15 protein-coding genes are annotated in these 17565 nt (G+C 70.3%); 10 read left to right on the forward strand and 5 right to left on the reverse strand.

The genetic code is table 11. The annotated features are described in order from the left end of the window. Positions 1–19: 19 nt before the first annotated feature. The 5 genes from ACI2LP_RS18215 to ACI2LP_RS18235 all read right to left on the reverse strand — a co-directional run bounded on the left by ACI2LP_RS18215 (position 20) and on the right by ACI2LP_RS18235 (position 7255). On the reverse strand, positions 20–1069 hold the full coding sequence (locus tag ACI2LP_RS18215) for a 2-oxoacid:ferredoxin oxidoreductase subunit beta (RefSeq protein ID WP_404725525.1): 1050 nt from the start codon (positions 1067–1069) through the stop codon (positions 20–22). Further along, positions 1062–3014 carry a 2-oxoacid:acceptor oxidoreductase subunit alpha gene (locus tag ACI2LP_RS18220; RefSeq protein WP_404725526.1) on the reverse strand — a complete coding sequence of 651 codons (1953 nt, stop codon included), beginning with the start codon at positions 3012–3014 and terminating at the stop codon, positions 1062–1064. Before ACI2LP_RS18220 ends, ACI2LP_RS18215 begins: the two co-directional genes overlap by 8 nt. Positions 3015–3274: 260 nt before the next feature. Beyond that, on the reverse strand, positions 3275–3934 hold the full coding sequence (locus ACI2LP_RS18225) for a response regulator (RefSeq protein ID WP_404725805.1): 660 nt from the start codon (positions 3932–3934) through the stop codon (positions 3275–3277). Between the two features lie 141 nt (positions 3935–4075). After that, complete coding sequence (locus tag ACI2LP_RS18230) at positions 4076–5413, reverse strand: sensor histidine kinase (protein WP_404725527.1); 1338 nt, start codon at positions 5411–5413, stop codon at positions 4076–4078. A gap of 666 nt (positions 5414–6079) precedes the next feature. Then, the gene (locus ACI2LP_RS18235) at positions 6080–7255 is read right to left on the reverse strand and encodes a sensor histidine kinase (protein WP_404725528.1); all 1176 of its coding nucleotides are present in this window, start codon (positions 7253–7255) and stop codon (positions 6080–6082) included. A gap of 190 nt (positions 7256–7445) precedes the next feature. On the opposite strand from ACI2LP_RS18235, the gene ACI2LP_RS18240 reads away from it, so the two are divergent. The 10 genes from ACI2LP_RS18240 to ACI2LP_RS18285 are packed head-to-tail and all read left to right on the forward strand — an operon-like array spanning position 7446 to position 17436. After that, complete coding sequence (locus ACI2LP_RS18240) at positions 7446–7844, forward strand: NADH-quinone oxidoreductase subunit A (protein ID WP_404725529.1); 399 nt, start codon at positions 7446–7448, stop codon at positions 7842–7844. Beyond that, positions 7835–8455, forward strand: a complete 621-nt coding sequence (locus ACI2LP_RS18245; RefSeq protein ID WP_404725530.1) for an NADH-quinone oxidoreductase subunit B — start codon at positions 7835–7837, stop codon at positions 8453–8455. Before ACI2LP_RS18240 ends, ACI2LP_RS18245 begins: the two co-directional genes overlap by 10 nt. After that, a complete protein-coding gene (locus tag ACI2LP_RS18250; protein WP_404725531.1) occupies positions 8452–9750 on the forward strand; it encodes an NADH-quinone oxidoreductase subunit C in 1299 nt (432 codons plus the stop codon). The genes ACI2LP_RS18245 and ACI2LP_RS18250 overlap by 4 nt, the downstream gene beginning before the upstream one ends. Then, positions 9747–10715 (forward strand): NADH-quinone oxidoreductase subunit H, encoded by a 969-nt coding sequence (locus ACI2LP_RS18255; protein ID WP_404725532.1) that lies wholly within the window; start codon positions 9747–9749, stop codon positions 10713–10715. The genes ACI2LP_RS18250 and ACI2LP_RS18255 overlap by 4 nt, the downstream gene beginning before the upstream one ends. Continuing rightward, positions 10715–11359 (forward strand): 4Fe-4S binding protein, encoded by a 645-nt coding sequence (locus ACI2LP_RS18260; protein WP_404725533.1) that lies wholly within the window; start codon positions 10715–10717, stop codon positions 11357–11359. Before ACI2LP_RS18255 ends, ACI2LP_RS18260 begins: the two co-directional genes overlap by 1 nt. Beyond that, the gene (locus tag ACI2LP_RS18265; RefSeq protein WP_404725534.1) at positions 11356–11931 is read left to right on the forward strand and encodes an NADH-quinone oxidoreductase subunit J; all 576 of its coding nucleotides are present in this window, start codon (positions 11356–11358) and stop codon (positions 11929–11931) included. The genes ACI2LP_RS18260 and ACI2LP_RS18265 overlap by 4 nt, the downstream gene beginning before the upstream one ends. Beyond that, positions 11931–12302 (forward strand): NADH-quinone oxidoreductase subunit NuoK, encoded by a 372-nt coding sequence (gene nuoK, locus ACI2LP_RS18270; RefSeq protein WP_404725535.1) that lies wholly within the window; start codon positions 11931–11933, stop codon positions 12300–12302. The genes ACI2LP_RS18265 and nuoK overlap by 1 nt, the downstream gene beginning before the upstream one ends. Next, positions 12299–14305 (forward strand): NADH-quinone oxidoreductase subunit L, encoded by a 2007-nt coding sequence (locus tag ACI2LP_RS18275; protein ID WP_404725536.1) that lies wholly within the window; start codon positions 12299–12301, stop codon positions 14303–14305. Before nuoK ends, ACI2LP_RS18275 begins: the two co-directional genes overlap by 4 nt. A gap of 27 nt (positions 14306–14332) precedes the next feature. Continuing rightward, positions 14333–15892: a NuoM family protein gene (locus ACI2LP_RS18280; protein ID WP_404725806.1), complete on the forward strand. Its 1560-nt coding sequence runs from the start codon at positions 14333–14335 to the stop codon at positions 15890–15892. Beyond that, the gene (locus tag ACI2LP_RS18285) at positions 15889–17436 is read left to right on the forward strand and encodes an NADH-quinone oxidoreductase subunit N (RefSeq protein ID WP_404725537.1); all 1548 of its coding nucleotides are present in this window, start codon (positions 15889–15891) and stop codon (positions 17434–17436) included. The genes ACI2LP_RS18280 and ACI2LP_RS18285 overlap by 4 nt, the downstream gene beginning before the upstream one ends. Positions 17437–17565: the final 129 nt, after the last annotated feature.

The following is a 17565-nucleotide window of genomic DNA, read 5'->3' on the forward strand; positions in this document are numbered from 1 at the left end:
GGGGCGCCTCAGCGATACCTCAGCCGACGACGGTCCATGTGTCGCTGCCCGCGAGCAGCGCAGCCAGGTCGCCCTTGCCGTTCTGCTCGATGGCGGTGTCCAGCTGGTCGGCCATCATCGTGTCGTAGACCGGCCGCTCCACACTGCGCAGCACCCCGATGGGGGTGTGGTGCAGGGTGTCCGGGTCGGCCAGCCGGGAGAGCGCGAAGGCCGTCGTCGGGCTGGCGCTGTGGGCGTCGTGGACGACGATCTGCGACTCGTTCTCCGGCGTGACGGCGACGACCAACAGATCGCCGGTCACCGGGTCCCGTACGACACCCTTGTTGCCGTCGGCGCCGAAGCGGATCGGCGCTCCGTGCTCCAGGCGGATGACCGCCTCTTCCGCCTGCTGCTTGTCCTTCAGCGCGTCGAAGGCGCCGTCGTTGAAGATGTTGCAGTTCTGGTAGATCTCCACCAGCGCCGTGCCCTGGTGGGCGGAGGCCTGGCGCAGCACCTCGGTGAGGTGCTTGCGGTCGGAGTCGACGGTGCGGGCCACGAAGGAGGCCTCGGCGCCGATCGCCAGCGACACCGGGTTGAAGGGCGCGTCCAGCGAGCCCATCGGGGTCGACTTGGTGATCTTGCCGACCTCGGAGGTCGGGCTGTACTGGCCCTTGGTGAGTCCGTAGATCCGGTTGTTGAAGAGCAGGATCTTCAGGTTCACATTGCGGCGCAGCGCGTGGATCAGGTGGTTTCCGCCGATGGAGAGGGCGTCGCCGTCACCGGTGACGACCCAGACCGACAGATCGCGGCGGGAGGAGGCGAGCCCGGTCGCGATGGCCGGCGCGCGGCCGTGGATGGAGTGCATCCCGTACGTGTTCATGTAGTACGGGAAGCGGGAGGAGCAGCCGATCCCGGAGACGAAGACGATGTTCTCCTTCGCCAGGCCGAGCTCGGGCATGAAGCCCTGCACGGCTGCGAGGATCGCGTAGTCACCGCAGCCCGGGCACCAGCGCACTTCCTGGTCGGACTTGAAGTCCTTCATGGACTGCTTGGCCTCGGCCTTGGGCACCAGTGAGAGCGCCTCAGTCATTGATGGCCTCCTTGAGAGCGGTGGCGAGCTGCTCCGCCTTGAACGGCATGCCGTTCACCTGGTTGTAGCTGTGCGCGTCGACCAGATATCTCGCCCGGATCAGGGTGGCGAGCTGGCCGAGGTTCATCTCGGGTACCACTACCTTCTCGTAACGCCCCAGAACCTCCCCGAGATTCCTCGGGAACGGGTTGAGGTGGCGCAGATGGGCCTGCGCGATGGGGATTCCCTCGCGGCGCAGCCTGCGTACGGCGGCGGTGATCGGCCCGTACGTCGATCCCCAGCCGAGAACCAGCGTGGTCGCCCCGTGCGGATCGTCGACCTCGAGATCCGGGACCTCGATGCCGTCGATCTTGGCCTGGCGGATGCGGACCATGAAGTCGTGGTTGGCGGGGTCGTAGGAGATGTTGCCGCTGCCGTCCTGCTTCTCGATACCGCCGATGCGGTGCTCGAGACCGGGCGTGCCGGGCACCGCCCAGGGGCGGGCCAGCGTCTGCGGGTCGCGCTTGTACGGCCAGAACACCTCGGTGCCGTCGGCCAGTTCGTGGTTGGGTCCGGTGGCGAACTGCACCCGCAGATCGGGCAGCTCGTCGATGTCCGGGACCCGCCACGGCTCGGAGCCGTTGGCCAGATAGCCGTCACTCAGCAGCATCACCGGCGTGCGGTAGGCCAGGGCGATCCGGGCCGCCTCGATGGCGGCGTTGAAACAGTCCGCGGGCGTACGCGGCGCGACGATCGGGACCGGGGCCTCGCCGTTGCGCCCGAACATCGCCTGCAGCAGATCGGCCTGCTCGGTCTTGGTGGGCAGACCGGTCGAGGGGCCACCGCGCTGGATGTCCACGATCAGCAGCGGCAGCTCCAGGGAGACCGCGAGCCCGATGGTCTCGGACTTGAGCGCCACGCCCGGACCCGAGGTGGTGGTGACGCCGAGCGCGCCGCCGAAGGCCGCGCCGAGCGCCGCGCCGATGCCCGCGATCTCGTCCTCGGCCTGGAAGGTCCGTACACCGAAGTTCTTGTGCTTGGAGAGCTCGTGCAGGATGTCCGAAGCCGGGGTGATGGGGTAGGAGCCCAGGTAGAGGGGCAGGTCGGCCTGCTTGCTCGCGGCGATCAGCCCGTAGGAGAGGGCCAGGTTCCCGGAGATGTTGCGGTACGTACCGGTGGGGAACGCCGCGCTCGCTGGCGCGACCTCGTACGAGACGGCGAAGTCCTCGGTCGTCTCGCCGAAGTTCCACCCGGCCCGGAAGGCGGTGATGTTCGCCTCGGCGATCTGCGGCTTCTTGGCGAACTTGGTCCGCAGGAAAGTCTCGGTGCCCTCGGTCGGCCGGTGATACATCCAGCTCAGGAGCCCCAGCGCGAACATGTTCTTGGAGCGCTCGGCCTCCTTGCGGGAGAGTCCGAAGTCCTTGAGCGCCTCGATCGTCAGCGTCGTCAGCGGCACCGGATGCACGTGGTAGGCGGCCAGCGAGCCGTCTTCCAGGGGAGAGGCGTCGTAGCCGACCTTGGCCATGGCGCGCTTGGCGAATTCGTCGGTGTTGACGATGATCTCGCCGCCGCGCGGCACATCGGCGATGTTCGCCTTGAGGGCGGCCGGGTTCATCGCCACCAGCACGTTCGGCGCGTCACCCGGAGTGAGGATGTCGTGGTCGGCGAAGTGCAGCTGGAAGCTGGAGACGCCCGGCAGCGTCCCGGCGGGTGCCCGGATCTCGGCGGGGAAGTTCGGCAGCGTGGAGAGGTCGTTTCCGAACGACGCGGTCTCCGAGGTGAAGCGGTCACCCGTCAGCTGCATACCGTCACCGGAGTCACCCGCGAAGCGGATGATCACCCGGTCGAGGTGGCGGATCTCCTTCTCGCCGGCGTGCTTGCGCTGCCCGCCGACGAGAGCCTCATTGGACTCGTCGTCACTGGACTCGTCGGCCTGTTCGGCTGGGCTACTGACCTGGCTGGTCACTGAACTGGACCTCCCTCGAGGCGGCTCCTCGGGTCCGGCCGGCCTGCCGACCGTCCCACTAGCCACCCTACGTCGCTAAGGGTGACCTTCCTTGGACCGCTCATATGCCGGACATCCGCTTGAGACGCCCTGGCGCCCTGATGTGCCATGTTCTCTTTTCGCCCCCGGTCCTTCTGGTAAGACGCTCTCCACTCATTCTTCGGTTCTGGGACTGCCGTCCGACTCAACAGTGAATCAATATCTGACAGAGTGTCAGTCAACTACGAGTTGAGATAGGTCAGCACCGCCAGTACACGCCGGTGGTCCCCGTCACTGGGGGACAGCCCGAGCTTCAGAAAGATGTTGCTGACATGCTTCTCGACCGCGCCGTCGCTCACCACTAGCTGTTTGGCGATCGCTGAATTCGTACGCCCCTCGGCCATCAGGCCGAGGACCTCCCGCTCACGCGGAGTGAGACCGGTCAGCACGTCCTGCTTGCGGCTGCGGCCGAGGAGCTGGGCCACGACCTCGGGGTCCAGGGCGGTGCCGCCCCGGGCGACCCTGACCACGGCGTCCACGAACTCCCGCACCTCGGCCACCCGGTCCTTGAGCAGATAGCCCACTCCGCGGCTGCTGCCCGCGAGCAGCTCGGTGGCGTACTGCTCCTCGACATACTGGGAAAGCACCAGCACGCCGATCCCGGGATGGTCCCGGCGCAGCCGCACCGCCGCGCGTACGCCCTCATCCGTATGGGTGGGCGGCATCCGCACGTCGGCGACGACCACGTCCGGCAGCGCCTCCTGCGCGGCCAGCTCGTCGACCGTCTTGATCAGCGCCTCCGCGTCGCCCACGCCGGCCACGACATCGTGTCCGCGGTCGGTCAGCAGCCGGGTCAGGCCCTCCCGAAGCAGCACTGAATCCTCGGCGATGACCACCCGCACCCTGTCCTCCACGACCCTGACGCCCCCCTGTCGATCCTTTCCACCCGTGCACCCTCCAGCATCCCAGCATTCGGACCGGACCGCGCCCAGGCTCGGGTAATCGACAGGTTTAGGCGCATGTGAGGACGGGTGGGCCGGCGGTCAGCCACGCCAGGGCAGCTCGGCGGTGACCGTGGTCGGACCGCCGGCCGGCGAGTCCAGGGCGAGGATGCCGTCCACCGCGTCCAGCCGCTCCGCGAGGCCCGCGAGACCGCTGCCGGCCGAGCCCGCGGCGGAGCCGCCGTCGGGCAGCGTGGCGCCGCCCCGGCCGTCATCGGTGACCTGCAGCATCAGCCGGTCCTCGGAGCGCCACACGTCCACCGTGGCGCGGCGTGCCTGCGCGTGCTTGCTGACGTTCTGCAGCAACTCGGAGACGGTGAAATAGGCGATCCCCTCGATGGCGGGGGCGGGCCTGGAGGGCAGATCCACCTCGACGCTCACCGGGACGGTGCAGCGGGACGCGATGGCGGAGAGGGCCGCGTCCAGTCCGCGGTCGGTCAGTACGGCGGGGTGGATGCCGCGCGCCAGATCGCGCAGTTCCTGCAGCGCCACCTTCACCTCGCCGTGCGCCTCGTCCACCATGCGGGCGGCGGCCTGCGGGTCCTCGGTGAGCTTCTCCTTGGCGAGACCGAGGTCCATGGCGAGCGCGACGAGGCGGGCCTGCGCGCCGTCGTGCAGATCGCGCTCGATACGGCGCAGGTCGGCGGCGGCCGTGTCGACGACCACGCCGCGGTCCGACTCGAGCTCGACGACGCGGGTGTCGAGCGTGGACGGCCCGAGAAGCCCGGCGACCATCAGCCGGTCGACCCAGGTCAGGCCCCGGATCAGCCAGGCGGTCGCGAGTACGAGCACAAAGCCCACGGCGGCGGTGGCACCGATCTCGAAGGTGGTGTCGAGATAGAACCTGGCGCCGTCGCTGTCGCCGTAGAGGGAGATGCCCGGCTCGTCGAGATAGCGGGGGAAGGTCCACCGCCACAGGGGGTAGGTGAGCAGTCCCCAGCCGGTGAACCAGAAGGTGACGGAGACGGAGAAGGCGAAGACCGCCCACGGGAAGTGCAGCATCGCGTAGAGGAAGTGCCGCCAGGAGGTCCCGCTCTTGAGCACGGCGCCGACCCAGGACATCAGCCCGCTCTTCCGGGCACGCACGGGAGACGGATCGCCGACGTCCAGCCGCAGGAGCCCCCGCGCCCGGGCGCGCTCCAGGGAACCGAGCCCGCGGCAGCCCGCGAGCCCGGCGGCGAGGACGGGGATGCCGAGGAAGGTGACGAGCAGCCCCGCGCCGGTCGAGACGGTCGCTATGGCGAAGGTGAAGAAGACGATGCTGATCGGCAGGCTCAGCAACAGATAACCGAACTCACGCCAGGTACGGCCTTCGAACGGTGCGCGCAGTGCCGGGGGGAGGAAGTGGTCCCGGGGCTCCGGTCGGTATTCCGTGGCCATCGAAGTCGTCCGTTCTGCGTATGGGGCGGTCATGACTGCAAGCCTCCCGGGGCGGAGGGGCCCGCACCATGAGGGGGGTTCCCGGGTTGGGGCGGGGGTTTTCCCCACCATGGGGGCGCACGCGGGGTAGCGGTGGGGTGCGGGTACCGCCGGGCGCGGGTTCCGGGCGCGGGTTCCGGGCGCGGGGATGCGCCTGGTGCGGGCGTCCGCAGTGCGGGTCGCGGGGTGGCCCGGTGCCGTGGGTGCGGGTTCCGGGTCGCCTCCGGGCTCGACTCCTCGGGGTCGGCGGCGTACAGGGGTGCGTATTGATCACTCGGTGATTGCCGCCGATCCCCTGCGGGGACGACCCTGCACCGCTCCTCCCCACGAGACGGGCCCCGGGGTGCGGCGCGAAGCGGCCGCGGGCGGGGAGGCGGCGCCGCGAGGCCGGCGCTTGCGGGTGTGGGGGCCGCCGGCCCCCGCGAGGCCCCCGGGGTCCGGGGCGAAGCCCCCACGCGGCGGAGCCGCAAGTCGATACGGCCGGGAGGGGCGGGGTAGGGGAACAATCCCCCGGGACAGCCCCACGCACCCCTTCACCCACGGGGGTGCGTGGCGCCACGAACCGAGCGCTTCCGGGGTGTGGGGGCGCCACGGTCGGGGGTCCGGGGGTCCGGGGCGGAGCCCCGGTCAGCCCGCGACCCGCCCCCGCCAGGGCAGCTCCGCCAGGACCGTCGTCGGTCCCCCCACCGGCGAGTCCAGCACGAACACCCCGTCCACCGCCCCCAGCCGCTCCGCCAGACCCGCCATCCCCGTGCCGCCGTCCAGCCGCGCGCCGCCCCGCCCGTCGTCCGTGACCTTGATCAGCAGCCGCTCGTTCGCCCGCCACACATCCACCGAGACGCTCTTCGCCTGTGCGTGCTTGCTCACGTTCTGCAGCAGCTCGGAGACGGTGAAGTACGCGATGCCCTCGATCGCCTCGGCCGGCCGTTCCGCCAGATCGACGGTCACCTTCACCGGAGCCGTACAGCGGGACGCAACGGCGGAGAGGGCCGCGTCCAGTCCGCGGTCGGTCAGTACGGCGGGGTGGATGCCGCGGGCCAGATCGCGCAGTTCCTGGAGCGCGAGCTTCACCTCGCCGTGCGCCTCGTCGACCATCGCCGCCGCCGTGTCCGGGTCCTCCAGCAGCTTCTCCTTCGCGAGGCCGAGCCCCATCGCGAGCGCCACCAGCCGCGCCTGCGCGCCGTCGTGCAGATCGCGCTCGATACGCCGCAGATCCGCGGCGGCCGTGTCGACGACCACACCCCGGTCCGACTCCAACTCCGCGATCCGCCGCTCCAGTTCGTCGGAGGGTGAAAGCAGGCCGCGGGCCATCGCCCGATCCGCGTTGGTCAGCCCGCGCACGACGAAGGGCAGTACGGGCCAGAGCACGAACAGCCCCACCAACGTCACACTGAAGGTCAGCACACCCCACGGCAGCCGGATGAACGAGTACAGCACCGATCGCCATGCGACCGGGTCCTTCAGGCTCGTCCACAACCAGGGAAGGACCCCGTCCTGCCGGTGCGGCCGGTACAGCGGGCTCGGCTCCTCGATCCGTACTCCCAGCAGCACCCGTGCCCTCGCCCGCTCCGCCCGGCCCAGCAGACGCGCACCGGCCAGCCCGATGGCGAGCAGCGGCAGACCGATCACGGTCACCGACAGGCCCACGCCGGTGAAAATCATGAACGCCACATAGACGAATCCGATCAGTGCCATCGGCAGACTGGCAAGGAGATAGGCGATCTCCTTCCAGGTGTGGCGGCCGAAGGCGAAGCACGCGGGTGGCGGCCGGTCGTGGTCGGCGGCGGTGATGCTCACGGTCATGCGGCCCAGCCTGCCGGGCCGGGGCCGCCGCACGCCATGGGGTACATGGGTGGGATGAAGTAGGGATAACCCCACCCGCCGCCCACTGATCCGTGACCGACTGCTTACCGTCCCTTTAGCAGGGCCTAGACTCCCGTGCGTACAGATCGTCGAACAGATCGCCAACGAAGTCAGGGAGCGAGGGGCGGACGTGCCGGAACCGACCGTGGCCGTGCTCGCGGCGGACTATTTCGAGAGCTATTCGGTCGTCGGACTGATCGGGCTGATCGGCGTGCTGTTCGTCGCCGTCGCCTTCGGGGCGGGCCGGCTGCTGCGGCCCGTGGTGCCCACGCCGGAGAAGCTCCTGACGTACGAGTGCGGAGTGGACCCGGTCGGCGAGGGCTGGGCACACACCCAGGTCCGCTATTACGTCTACGCTTTTCTGTACGTGATTTTCGCCGTCGACTCGATCTTCCTCTTCCCATGGGCGACGGTTTTCGCGGCCGCGGGATACGGCGCGACGACGCTCGTGGAGATGTTCATCTTCCTCGGCTTCCTGGCCGTGGGACTGCTCTACGCATGGAAGAAGGGCGTCCTGACATGGACGTGACCCGTGAGCCGGTTCCCGAGCCGGTTACTGAGCTGCTTCCCGAACTGCTTCCCGAGCCGAAACGGCTCGGAGCTCTGGCCCGCCTCGCCCCCGAGCCGATGAAGGTGGTCCTCAACTGGGGCCGCCGCTACAGCCTGTGGGTCTTCAACTTCGGGCTGGCCTGCTGCGCGATCGAGTTCATCGCGGCCTCGATGGCGCGCCACGACTTCATCCGGCTCGGCGTGATCCCCTTCGCGCCCGGCCCGCGGCAGGCGGACCTGATGGTCGTCTCGGGCACGGTGACGGACAAGATGGCACCGGCGGTGAAGCGGTTGTACGAGCAGATGCCCGAGCCCAAGTACGTCATCTCCTTCGGCGCCTGCTCCAACTGCGGCGGCCCGTACTGGGATTCGTACTCCGTGACCAAGGGCGTCGACCAGATCATCCCCGTCGATGTGTATGTGCCGGGGTGCCCGCCGCGCCCCGAGGCGCTGCTCCAGGGCATTCTCAAGCTCCAGGAGAAGATCGCCCGGGAGTCGCTCGACGAGCGCTACTCGTCCCCGCGGCCCTCCGCAGCCGCCCTCCAGAGCGGCCTGGTGCTGCCCCCGACTCCGGGGGAGGGGCGCGCATGAGCTCGTACGACCGCCTTCCGGACGCCGTCACCGAGATCTTCGGCGAGGAGGCCACGGCCGAGCGCGCGTACGAGCTGCTCACGGTCGATGTCCCCGTCGGCTCGTGGATCGCCGCGCTGGAGATCGCCCGGGACGAGCTGGGCTGCACGTATTTCGACTGGCTGAGCGCTGTCGACGAACCGGGCACGGGCTTTCGTATCTGCGCCCATGTGGTCGCGGTGGGCGGCGGTACGGTGCGCCGGCTGCTGCTGCGCACGACCGTTCCGCACACCGCCCCCTCGCTTCCTTCCGCCGTCGAGATCTACGCGGGCGCGGCCTGGCACGAGCGCGAGACCCACGAGATGTTCGGCGTCGAGTTCCCCGGTCACCCGCACCTCGTCCCGCTGCTCCTGCCGGATGGCTTCGAGGGCCACCCGCTGCGCAAGGACTTCGTCCTGGCGGCCCGGGTCGCGAAGGCATGGCCGGGCGCGAAGGAGCCGGGGGAGTCGGAACACGGCGGCCCGAAGCGCCGCCAGATGCTCCCGCCGGGCGTCCCGGACCCGAACGAATGGGGCCCCCTCAAGGGTCAGCTTCCTCCGGCGCCGGCCCGCCCCGCCCGCACACCCCGCGCGGCCGGGGCAACAGCCGAGCGCCCTCCGCGCCGCACCCGCACCGCGGGGGAGGGCTCGGCCGGCCAGGCGCCGGAGCCCGCCGAGACCGGGGGAACCGGGGCATCCGCCGCGGGCCCGCGCCGCACCCGCACCGCGGGCGAGGGTTCGGCCGGCCAGACCGCAGCCCCGGGCGCGACCCCGCCGCGCCGCGCGCGCAGCGCGAGCGAAGGCTCTGCAACGCAGCGCGAGGAGCCCACCCCTGCGCCGGACGCGGCGCAGACACAGCCTGCGGGGCCCGCGGCGCCGGAGCCCGAGGCTCAGCCACCCGCGCAACCGCCAGTAGCTGAGGCGCCCGCGCCGGCGGCCACGGCCGGGGAGTCCGAGGCTGAGGCGCCGACGGACGCCCCGGAGACGTCGGCCCCGCCGCCCCGCACCCGTGGCGCCGACGCGCCGTGGCACCACGCGCGCCCCGCGTTCGACGACCCGGCCACCGGCGCCGACACCGGGACCGAGACCGGCGCTGAGACCGGGACCGAGACCGGCACCGGGACCGAGACCGGGACCGGCACCGACGAGGACGCAGGCGGCGACGCCCGCAGCGCAGCAGACAGCGACACCCCACCGACCACCCCCCGGCCGAAGCCCGGGTCCGCCGAAGGACCCGACGACGAGCCGACCGACACCGCAGGAGGCGACCCCGCGTGAACGACGCCCTCGACATCGCCTTCCGGCTGGTCGTCGTCTTCGCCGTGTTCCTCGTCCTCCCCCTCGTCATCGGGCAGACCGAGCACAAGGTGATGGCCCATATGCAGGGCCGCCTCGGCCCCATGTACGCCGGCGGCTTCCACGGCTGGGCCCAGCTCGTCGCGGACGGCGTGAAGTTCGCACAGAAGGAGGACGTGGTCCCGGCCGGCGCCGACCGCCGCATCTTTCAGCTCGCCCCGGCCGTCGCCCTCCTCCCGTATCTGCTCGTACTGGTCGCCATCCCGATCGGCCCGAGCCAGGGCGCGGTCGGCCAAGTCGTCGACGCGGGCATCTTCTTCGTGCTCGCCGTGATGGGCGTCGGCGTGCTCGGCTCGCTCATGGCGGGCTGGGCATCTGCCAATAAGTTCTCCCTTCTCGGCGGTCTGCGTACCGCCGCACAGCTGCTGGCGTACGAGCTGCCGATGCTGCTGGCCGCCGCCTCCGTCGCCATGGCGGCCGGCACGGTCTCGCTGCCCGGCATCCTGAACGCCTTCGAGTGGTGGTGGCTGCCCTGGCAGATCGTGGGCGCCCTGGTCTTCTTCGTCGCCGGCCTCGCCGAACTCCAGCGCCCGCCCTTCGACATGCCGGTCGCCGACTCCGAGATCATCTTCGGCGCGTACACCGAGTACACCGGGCTGCGTTTCGCGCTGTTCCTGCTCGCCGAGTACGCGGGCATCGTCGTCCTGTGCGGGCTGACCACCGTCCTCTTCCTGGGCGGCTGGCACGGCCCGTTCGGGGCGGAGGGTCTCGGCTGGGTGTGGACCCTGCTCAAGACGGCCGTGCTCGCCTTTGTCGTCATCTGGCTGCGAGTGACCTATCCCCGGTTGCGCGAGGACCAGCTGCAAAAGCTCGCCTGGACCACGCTCATCCCGCTCGCCCTCGCCCAGATCGCCCTCACCGGCGTCGTGAAGGTGGTGATGCAGTAATGCCTCCGATCCCCGGATCCGGCCTCGCGAAGGGCCTCGCCGTCACCCTGCGCACGATGACGAAGCGCTCGCACACCGCGCAGTACCCCGACGCCCAGCCTGAACTCCCGCCGCGCAGCCGCGGCGTGATCGGCCTGTTCGAGGAGAACTGCACGGTCTGCATGCTCTGCGCCCGTGAGTGCCCCGACTGGTGCATCTACATCGACTCCCACAAGGAGACGATGCCGGCCGCAGCCCCCGGCGGCCGCGAGCGCAGCCGCAACGTCCTCGACCGGTTCGCCATCGACTTCGCGCTCTGCATGTACTGCGGTATCTGCATCGAGGTCTGTCCTTTCGACGCGCTGTTCTGGTCCCCGGAGTTCGAGTACGCGGAGACGGACATCCGCGAGCTGACCCATGAGCGGGACAAGCTCCGTGAGTGGATGTGGACGGTGCCCGCACCGCCCGCGCTCGACCCGGGCGCCGAGGAGCCGAAGGAACTCGCCGCTGCCCGCAAGGCAGCCGAGAAGCTCGCGGCGGCACAGTCGGAACCGGCCTCGCCCCCGTCGGCTCCTTCCACCCCGGCAGCCTCGGCCGGTCCGGCCGGTCCGACCGGCCCCGGCGATGCCGCCACGCCGCCCCCGGGCGAGGGAGGGCACGCATGATGCTCGCCGCAGCCCAGACCCATGGCTTCCTCTCCCCGACCGGTGTCGAGATCGCCTTCCTCCTCGTCGGCATCGCCACCCTCGGCGCGGCCGCCATCACGGTCACGACCAGGCAGCTCGTGCACGCCGCCCTCTGGCTGGTGGTGACGCTCGGTGGCCTCGCCGTCGAGTACCTGCTCCTGACGGCCGAGTTCATCGCCTGGGTACAGGTCTTGATCTACGTCGGTTCCGTGGTCGTCCTCCTTCTCTTCGGGCTGATGCTCACCAAGGCCCCCATCGGCCGCTCCCCGGACGCGAACTCCGGCAACCGCTGGGTCGCCCTGGCCGTGGCCGTCGCTGCCGCGACCGCCCTGGTCTGGGTGGTCGTGGACGCGTTCCGTACCACCTGGATCGACCTGGACGGACCCGCCCAGGGCTCCACCCAGGTGTCCGGCCAGATCCTCTTCCGGCACTGGGTGCTGCCCTTCGAGGCGCTCTCCGTACTGCTGCTCGCCGCCCTCGTCGGCGCGATCGTCCTGTCCCGCAAGGACGCCAAGGACGCCAAGGATCCCGATCCCGAGGGGAAGCGCTGATGCACCTCGTCTATCCCGCCGTGCTGGCCGTCCTCCTCTTCAGCGTCGGGCTGTACGGAGTACTCGCACGCCGCAACGCGATCCTGGTCCTGATGTCCGTCGAGCTGATGCTCAACGCGGTCAACCTCAACCTCGTCGCCTTCGACGTCTGGCTGCGCGACGCCCTGCACGCCGGCCAGGCGCTCACCCTCTTCACCATCGCCATCGCAGCTGCGGAGATCGGCATCGGCCTGGCGATCGTCCTGATGGTCTACCGCAACCGCGGGACCTCGGACGTCGACCGGCTCCGCGACACCGCCGAGGGCCCCGGCGGCATCCCCGACGCCCCTGACGCGACCGCCTCGGCGCAGAAGGCTGAGGCCACCGCGTGACCACCACGACCCTCGCCGTCCTCGTACCCCTCCTTCCGTTCCTGGGCGCCGCGGCCGGACTGCTGCTCGGCCGCACTGCCCCCGGTATGGTCCGGCCGCTGGCCGTACTGCCGACACTCACCGCGGCCGCCATCGCCGTCCTCGTCGCCGTACGCCAGGGCGGCGGGAAGGCGATCGACGCCTCGACCCAGCTCACCCCCACCGGGTCGGTCCCCATCGACCTCGCCCTGCACCTCGACGGCTTCGCGGTCCTCGTCGCCGTCCTGGTCGGGGTCGTCGCGTCCTGCGTGCAGATCTACTCGACGGGCTATCTGCGCGACGACCCGCGCTATCCCTCCTACGCGGCGATCGTCTCCCTCTTCACCTCCGCGATGCTGCTCGTCGTCTACTCCGGCGACCTGATGGTGCTCCTGGTCGGCTGGGAGATCATGGGCATCTGCTCCTACTTCCTCGTCGGCCATTACTGGGAGACGCCCGAGGCACGCGCCGCCTCCCTCAAGGCCTTCCTGGTCACCAAGCTCGGCGATGTCCCTTTCCTGATCGGTCTGTTCGCGCTCGCCACCGACGCGGGCACGTTCCAGATCACCGGCATCCTCGGCTCCGTCGCCGCCGGTGGGATCGAACACCCCACGCTTGTCGCGCTGCTGCTGCTCGCAGGTGTGGCGGGCAAGTCCGCCCAGTTCCCGCTGCACACCTGGCTACCCGACGCGATGGCGGGCCCCACTCCCGTCTCCGCGCTGATCCACGCGGCGACGATGGTCGCCGCCGGTATCTATTTCGTGGCCCGCCTCCTTCCCGTCTTCACCGCCTCGGCGGCAGCGCTGATCGTCCTCGCCGTGATGGCCGCCGTCACGATGGTCGGCTCGGGTCTTGCCGCCCTCGCCCAGGACGACATCAAGCGTGTCCTCGCCTACTCGACCATCGGCCAGCTCGGCTATATGTCGGGCGCTCTGGCCGTCGGTAACCGAGGCGCCGCCGTCTTCCACCTCCTTGCCCACGGTGCGTTCAAGGCGCTCCTCTTCCTCGCCGCCGGCGTGATCATCCACGCCGCGGGCACCAACTCGCTGGCCGCCATGTCCCGGATGAGCGGCCTCACCAAGCGCATTCCCGACGCGTTCTGGACGATGACCGTCGCCCTCCTCGCGCTCGCCGCAATCCCTCCCTTCGCCGGCTTCTTCTCCAAGGAAGCCGTTCTGGTGGCCGCCGAGCACGCCGCGCTCGGCGAGTCCGAGGTCGCACCCGGCGCCGCCGGCTGGACCGTACTGGTCTCCGGTCTGATCACCGCCCTGCTCACCGCCGCGTACGCCACCCGCCTGTGGCTGCTCGCCTTCCGGGGCCGCGGAGCCGAAGCCCCCGACCACGGCCGTCAGCCGATCGCCATGAACGCCGTGCTGTGGGTGCTTGCCGTCCCCACTCTGGGCTTCGGTCTGACCGTCGGTTACCTCAACGACTGGTTCGACGGCCACAGCCTCACCCCGACTGTCACCACCGCTGTCCTCGGCACTGGTGTCGCACTCGTCGGCGGACTGATCACCTACGGCACCTGGCGCGCCATCCAGTACCGCGCGGGCGCCGCCCGCATGCCCCTGGGCGCCGTCGCCGCCCATCCGGAAGCCCCGCCGTCGGTCGTCGAGGCCGAGGCCATCGCCGCACACACCCCCGCCTACGGGGACATCGCGGCAGCCCCTGACCCTGCGGACCCCGGGCGCCTGTTGCTCGGCCCGCTCCACCGCCACGCCGCAGCCGGTTTCCACCTCGACGCCGTCTACTCCGCCCTGTTCGTACGCCCCGTCCGGGCCGCCGCCCAGCTGGTCAGCTTCCTCGACCGGGAGGTCGTGGAAACGTACGTACGCGGATCGGGTACCGGAGCCCGCTGGCTGGGCGCTGCCGTCCGCCGCGCACAGACCGGCAATGTGCAGACCTACCTCAGCGCGCTGTTTGCCGGTTCCGTCGTCCTGGCGATCGCCGCCGTCGTCCTTTCCAACGTCAACGCGGGATCGTGAGCCGTGATCGATATCAGCGAGTCCGTGATGCAGTTCCTTCTCGCGTTCATCGTCGTCGGCCCGCTCGTCGGGGCCGCCGCCGCGCTGCTGCCCGCACCGCCCGGACTGCGCGGCAAGAGCCCGGACCAGGCGGCCCTGCGCCACGGCGTGACCGTCACCGGTGTCATCCTCGCCGCGGCGATCGTGCTGGCTCTCGGCTTCGACCACGACCACCCGTCGAAGATGCAGGCAACGACGGACATCAGCTGGATCCCCGCACTCGATGTGCGGATCCACTTCGGAATCGACGGCATTTCGCTCCCCCTCCTGGTCCTGACGGCGCTGCTGACCTTCCTGTGCGCGCTGTACAGCTACTTCAAGATGCCTGCGGGCCCGTCCCCGAAGGCATTCGTCGCGCTTCTGCTCGTCCTCGAATCCGGGACGCTCGCGACCTTCGCCGTTCTCGACCTGCTGCTCTTCTTCCTGGCCTTCGAGGTGGTGCTCATCCCGATGTACTTCCTCATCGCCCGCTGGGGCGGTGCGGATCGCCAGGCCGCGGCCTGGAAGTTCATCCTCTACACGCTGCTCGGCTCTGTCGTCATGCTGCTCGGCCTTCTGCTGGTCGGGCTGAAGACCGGCACATTCGACATGGTGGCACTCGCCACTGACAACGGCCGTGGACTGACCACATCCGCGCAGGTCATCGCCGTTTTGGCGATCGGGCTCGGCCTCGCCGTGAAGACTCCGATGTGGCCGCTGCACAGCTGGCTCCCCGATGCGCACACCGCCGCACCGACCGTCGGCTCCGTCCTCCTCGCCGGCGTACTGCTGAAGATGGGTACCTACGGGTTTGTCCGCATCGTGCTGCCCATCGCGCCCGACGGCATGCAGACCTTCGCGCCGTACCTCGCCGCCTTCGCGGTGGTCGGCATCATCTACGGGTCCCTGGCCTGTCTCGCCCTCGCCAAGCAGGGGGCGGGCGGCGACCTCAAGCGCCTGATCGCGTACTCCTCGGTCGGCCACATGGGCTTCGTGCTCCTCGGCATCGCGACGATGACCCCCACCGGCGTCAATGGCGCCCTCTTCGCGAACATCGCCCACGGCCTCATCACCGGCCTGCTCTTCTTCCTGGTCGGAGCGCTCAAGGACCGCTACGGCACCGCCGACCTCGACACCCTCGCGGGCGCCACCGGCGCGGCCCTCTACGGCCGTGCCCCCCGCCTCGGCGGCCTCCTCGCCTTCGCCGCCGTCGCCTCCCTCGGCCTCCCCGGTCTCGCCGGATTCTGGGGCGAGATGCTCGCGCTGTTCGGCGCGTTCGACCCCGCCGACGGTCTGAGCCGCCCCGCCTTTCTCACGTTCATGGCGATCGGCGCCTTCGGCACCCTGCTCACCGCCGCGTATCTCCTCGTCGTCGTGCGCCGCGTCTGCATGGGCGCGCTGCGGCAGGACGAGCCCGAGGCGAAGCCGCTCGCCGACGTGCAGACGTACGAATTCGCCGCCTGGACCCCGCTCGTCGCCCTCACCGTGCTGGCCGGACTGTGGCCCGCGGTCCTCCTCGGCCTCACCAACCCGGCCGTGCAGAAGCTCCTCGCAGGAGGCAAGTCGTGACCGTGGCAGCCGACAGCGTCACCAGCCTCGTCCAGTCCGTCGACTGGCTCACGATCGCGCCGCCGACCATCACCGCGACGGTCGCCCTGATCGTCCTGGTCGCCGACCTGTTCGTACCCGAGAACCGCAAGCGGCTGCTGGGCGGCGTGGCGATCGCCGGTCTGGTCGCCGCTCTCATCACCCTGGTTCCGCTGCGCAAGGGCAACCGCGCGACGTTCTGCCTCACGACCGACGCCCACGCCTGCAGCTACACCGCCGATCACTTCACCCTGGTCATCCAGCTCCTGGTGCTCGGCGGTGCCCTGCTCACCGCCCTGCTCTCGATCCACGACACACGCAAGCAACTCCCCGCGGGCGAGTTCTGGTTCCTGCTGCTGTCCTCCGCCGCCGGTGCGGCCCTCCTGCCCGCCTCGCGCGACCTCGCCACCCTCGTCGTCGCCCTCGAGGTCGCATCACTGCCCGCCTTCGCGCTCGTCGGCCTCAGGCGCGGCGACCGCCTCTCCAGCGAAGCTGCCCTGAAGTTCTTCCTCTCCTCGGTCACCGCGACCGCGGTGACGCTGCTCGGCGTCAGCTTCGTGTACGCCACGACGGGCACCCTGCACCTCACGCAGATCGCCGCCGACCTCGACAACGTCCCCGGTCAACTGGACACCCTCGCCAAGGCGGGCGTGGCGCTGACCCTCGTCGGCTTCGCCTTCAAGACGGCCGCGGTCCCTTTCCACTTCTGGGTTCCCGACACCTATGTGGGCGCCCCGCTGCCCATCGCCGCGTATCTCTCCGTCGTCGGAAAGGCGGTCGGTTTCTCGGGCCTCGTCCTGGTGACCGTCATCGCCTTCCCCGGCTACGCGAATGTCTGGGGCCCGGCCGTCGCCGTCCTCGCCGGTCTCACCATGACCGCGGGCAATGTCGCGGCGCTGCGCCAGTCGGCCACGCGCGCGTGGAGCGCGGTACGCCTGCTCGCCTGGTCCTCCGTGGCGCAGGCCGGCTACATCCTGGTGCCGATCGCGGCCGCCGCGTACTCCAGTGACGACCAGATCGGCGCCACCGTCGCGTACGCCCTCATGTACGCCGTCGTGAACCTCGGGGCCTTCGCGGTGGTGGCGCTCGTCGCGCGTACGGCGCCGCTCAACCGGATCGCCGACTACCGCGGCCTGTACGCCACCCGCCCGCTCACCGCGCTCGCGATGGGCTTCTTCCTGCTCTGCCTGGCCGGCCTGCCCCCCGGCATCATCGGCCTCTTCGCCAAGGTGACCGTCTTCTCCTCGGCCATCGACGCCGGACTGGGCTGGCTGGCCGTCATCATGGGCGTCAACGTCGTGATCGCCCTGTACTACTACCTGCAGTGGACGACGATCCTCTTCCGGGCCCCCGAGGGAGCTCCTGAAGGCGCCGCGGCAGGAACCGAGGAGAGCTCCGGCGAGCCCGTCAGGAAGCGTGCCCCCGCCCCGGTGACCGTCGCCATCGTGATCACCGCCGTCGTGGGCGTCGTCCTCTCCGGCTACCCACAGCTGGTTCTACGCGTCGCGGCGAGCAATCTGTTCTGAGCGCCACCCGAACGGCCCAGCCCACGGGCGCCCCGGCCGAGCGCACAAGGGAACCAGCCACCTTCGCCTGGCGTTGACCAGTACAGAAGGGTCCACTGGAGAGTGGAGCACACCACGTAAAGGGTTCCC

This window comes from Streptomyces sp. NPDC019890 (genome assembly GCF_044903445.1).
Classification (GTDB): domain Bacteria; phylum Actinomycetota; class Actinomycetes; order Streptomycetales; family Streptomycetaceae; genus Streptomyces.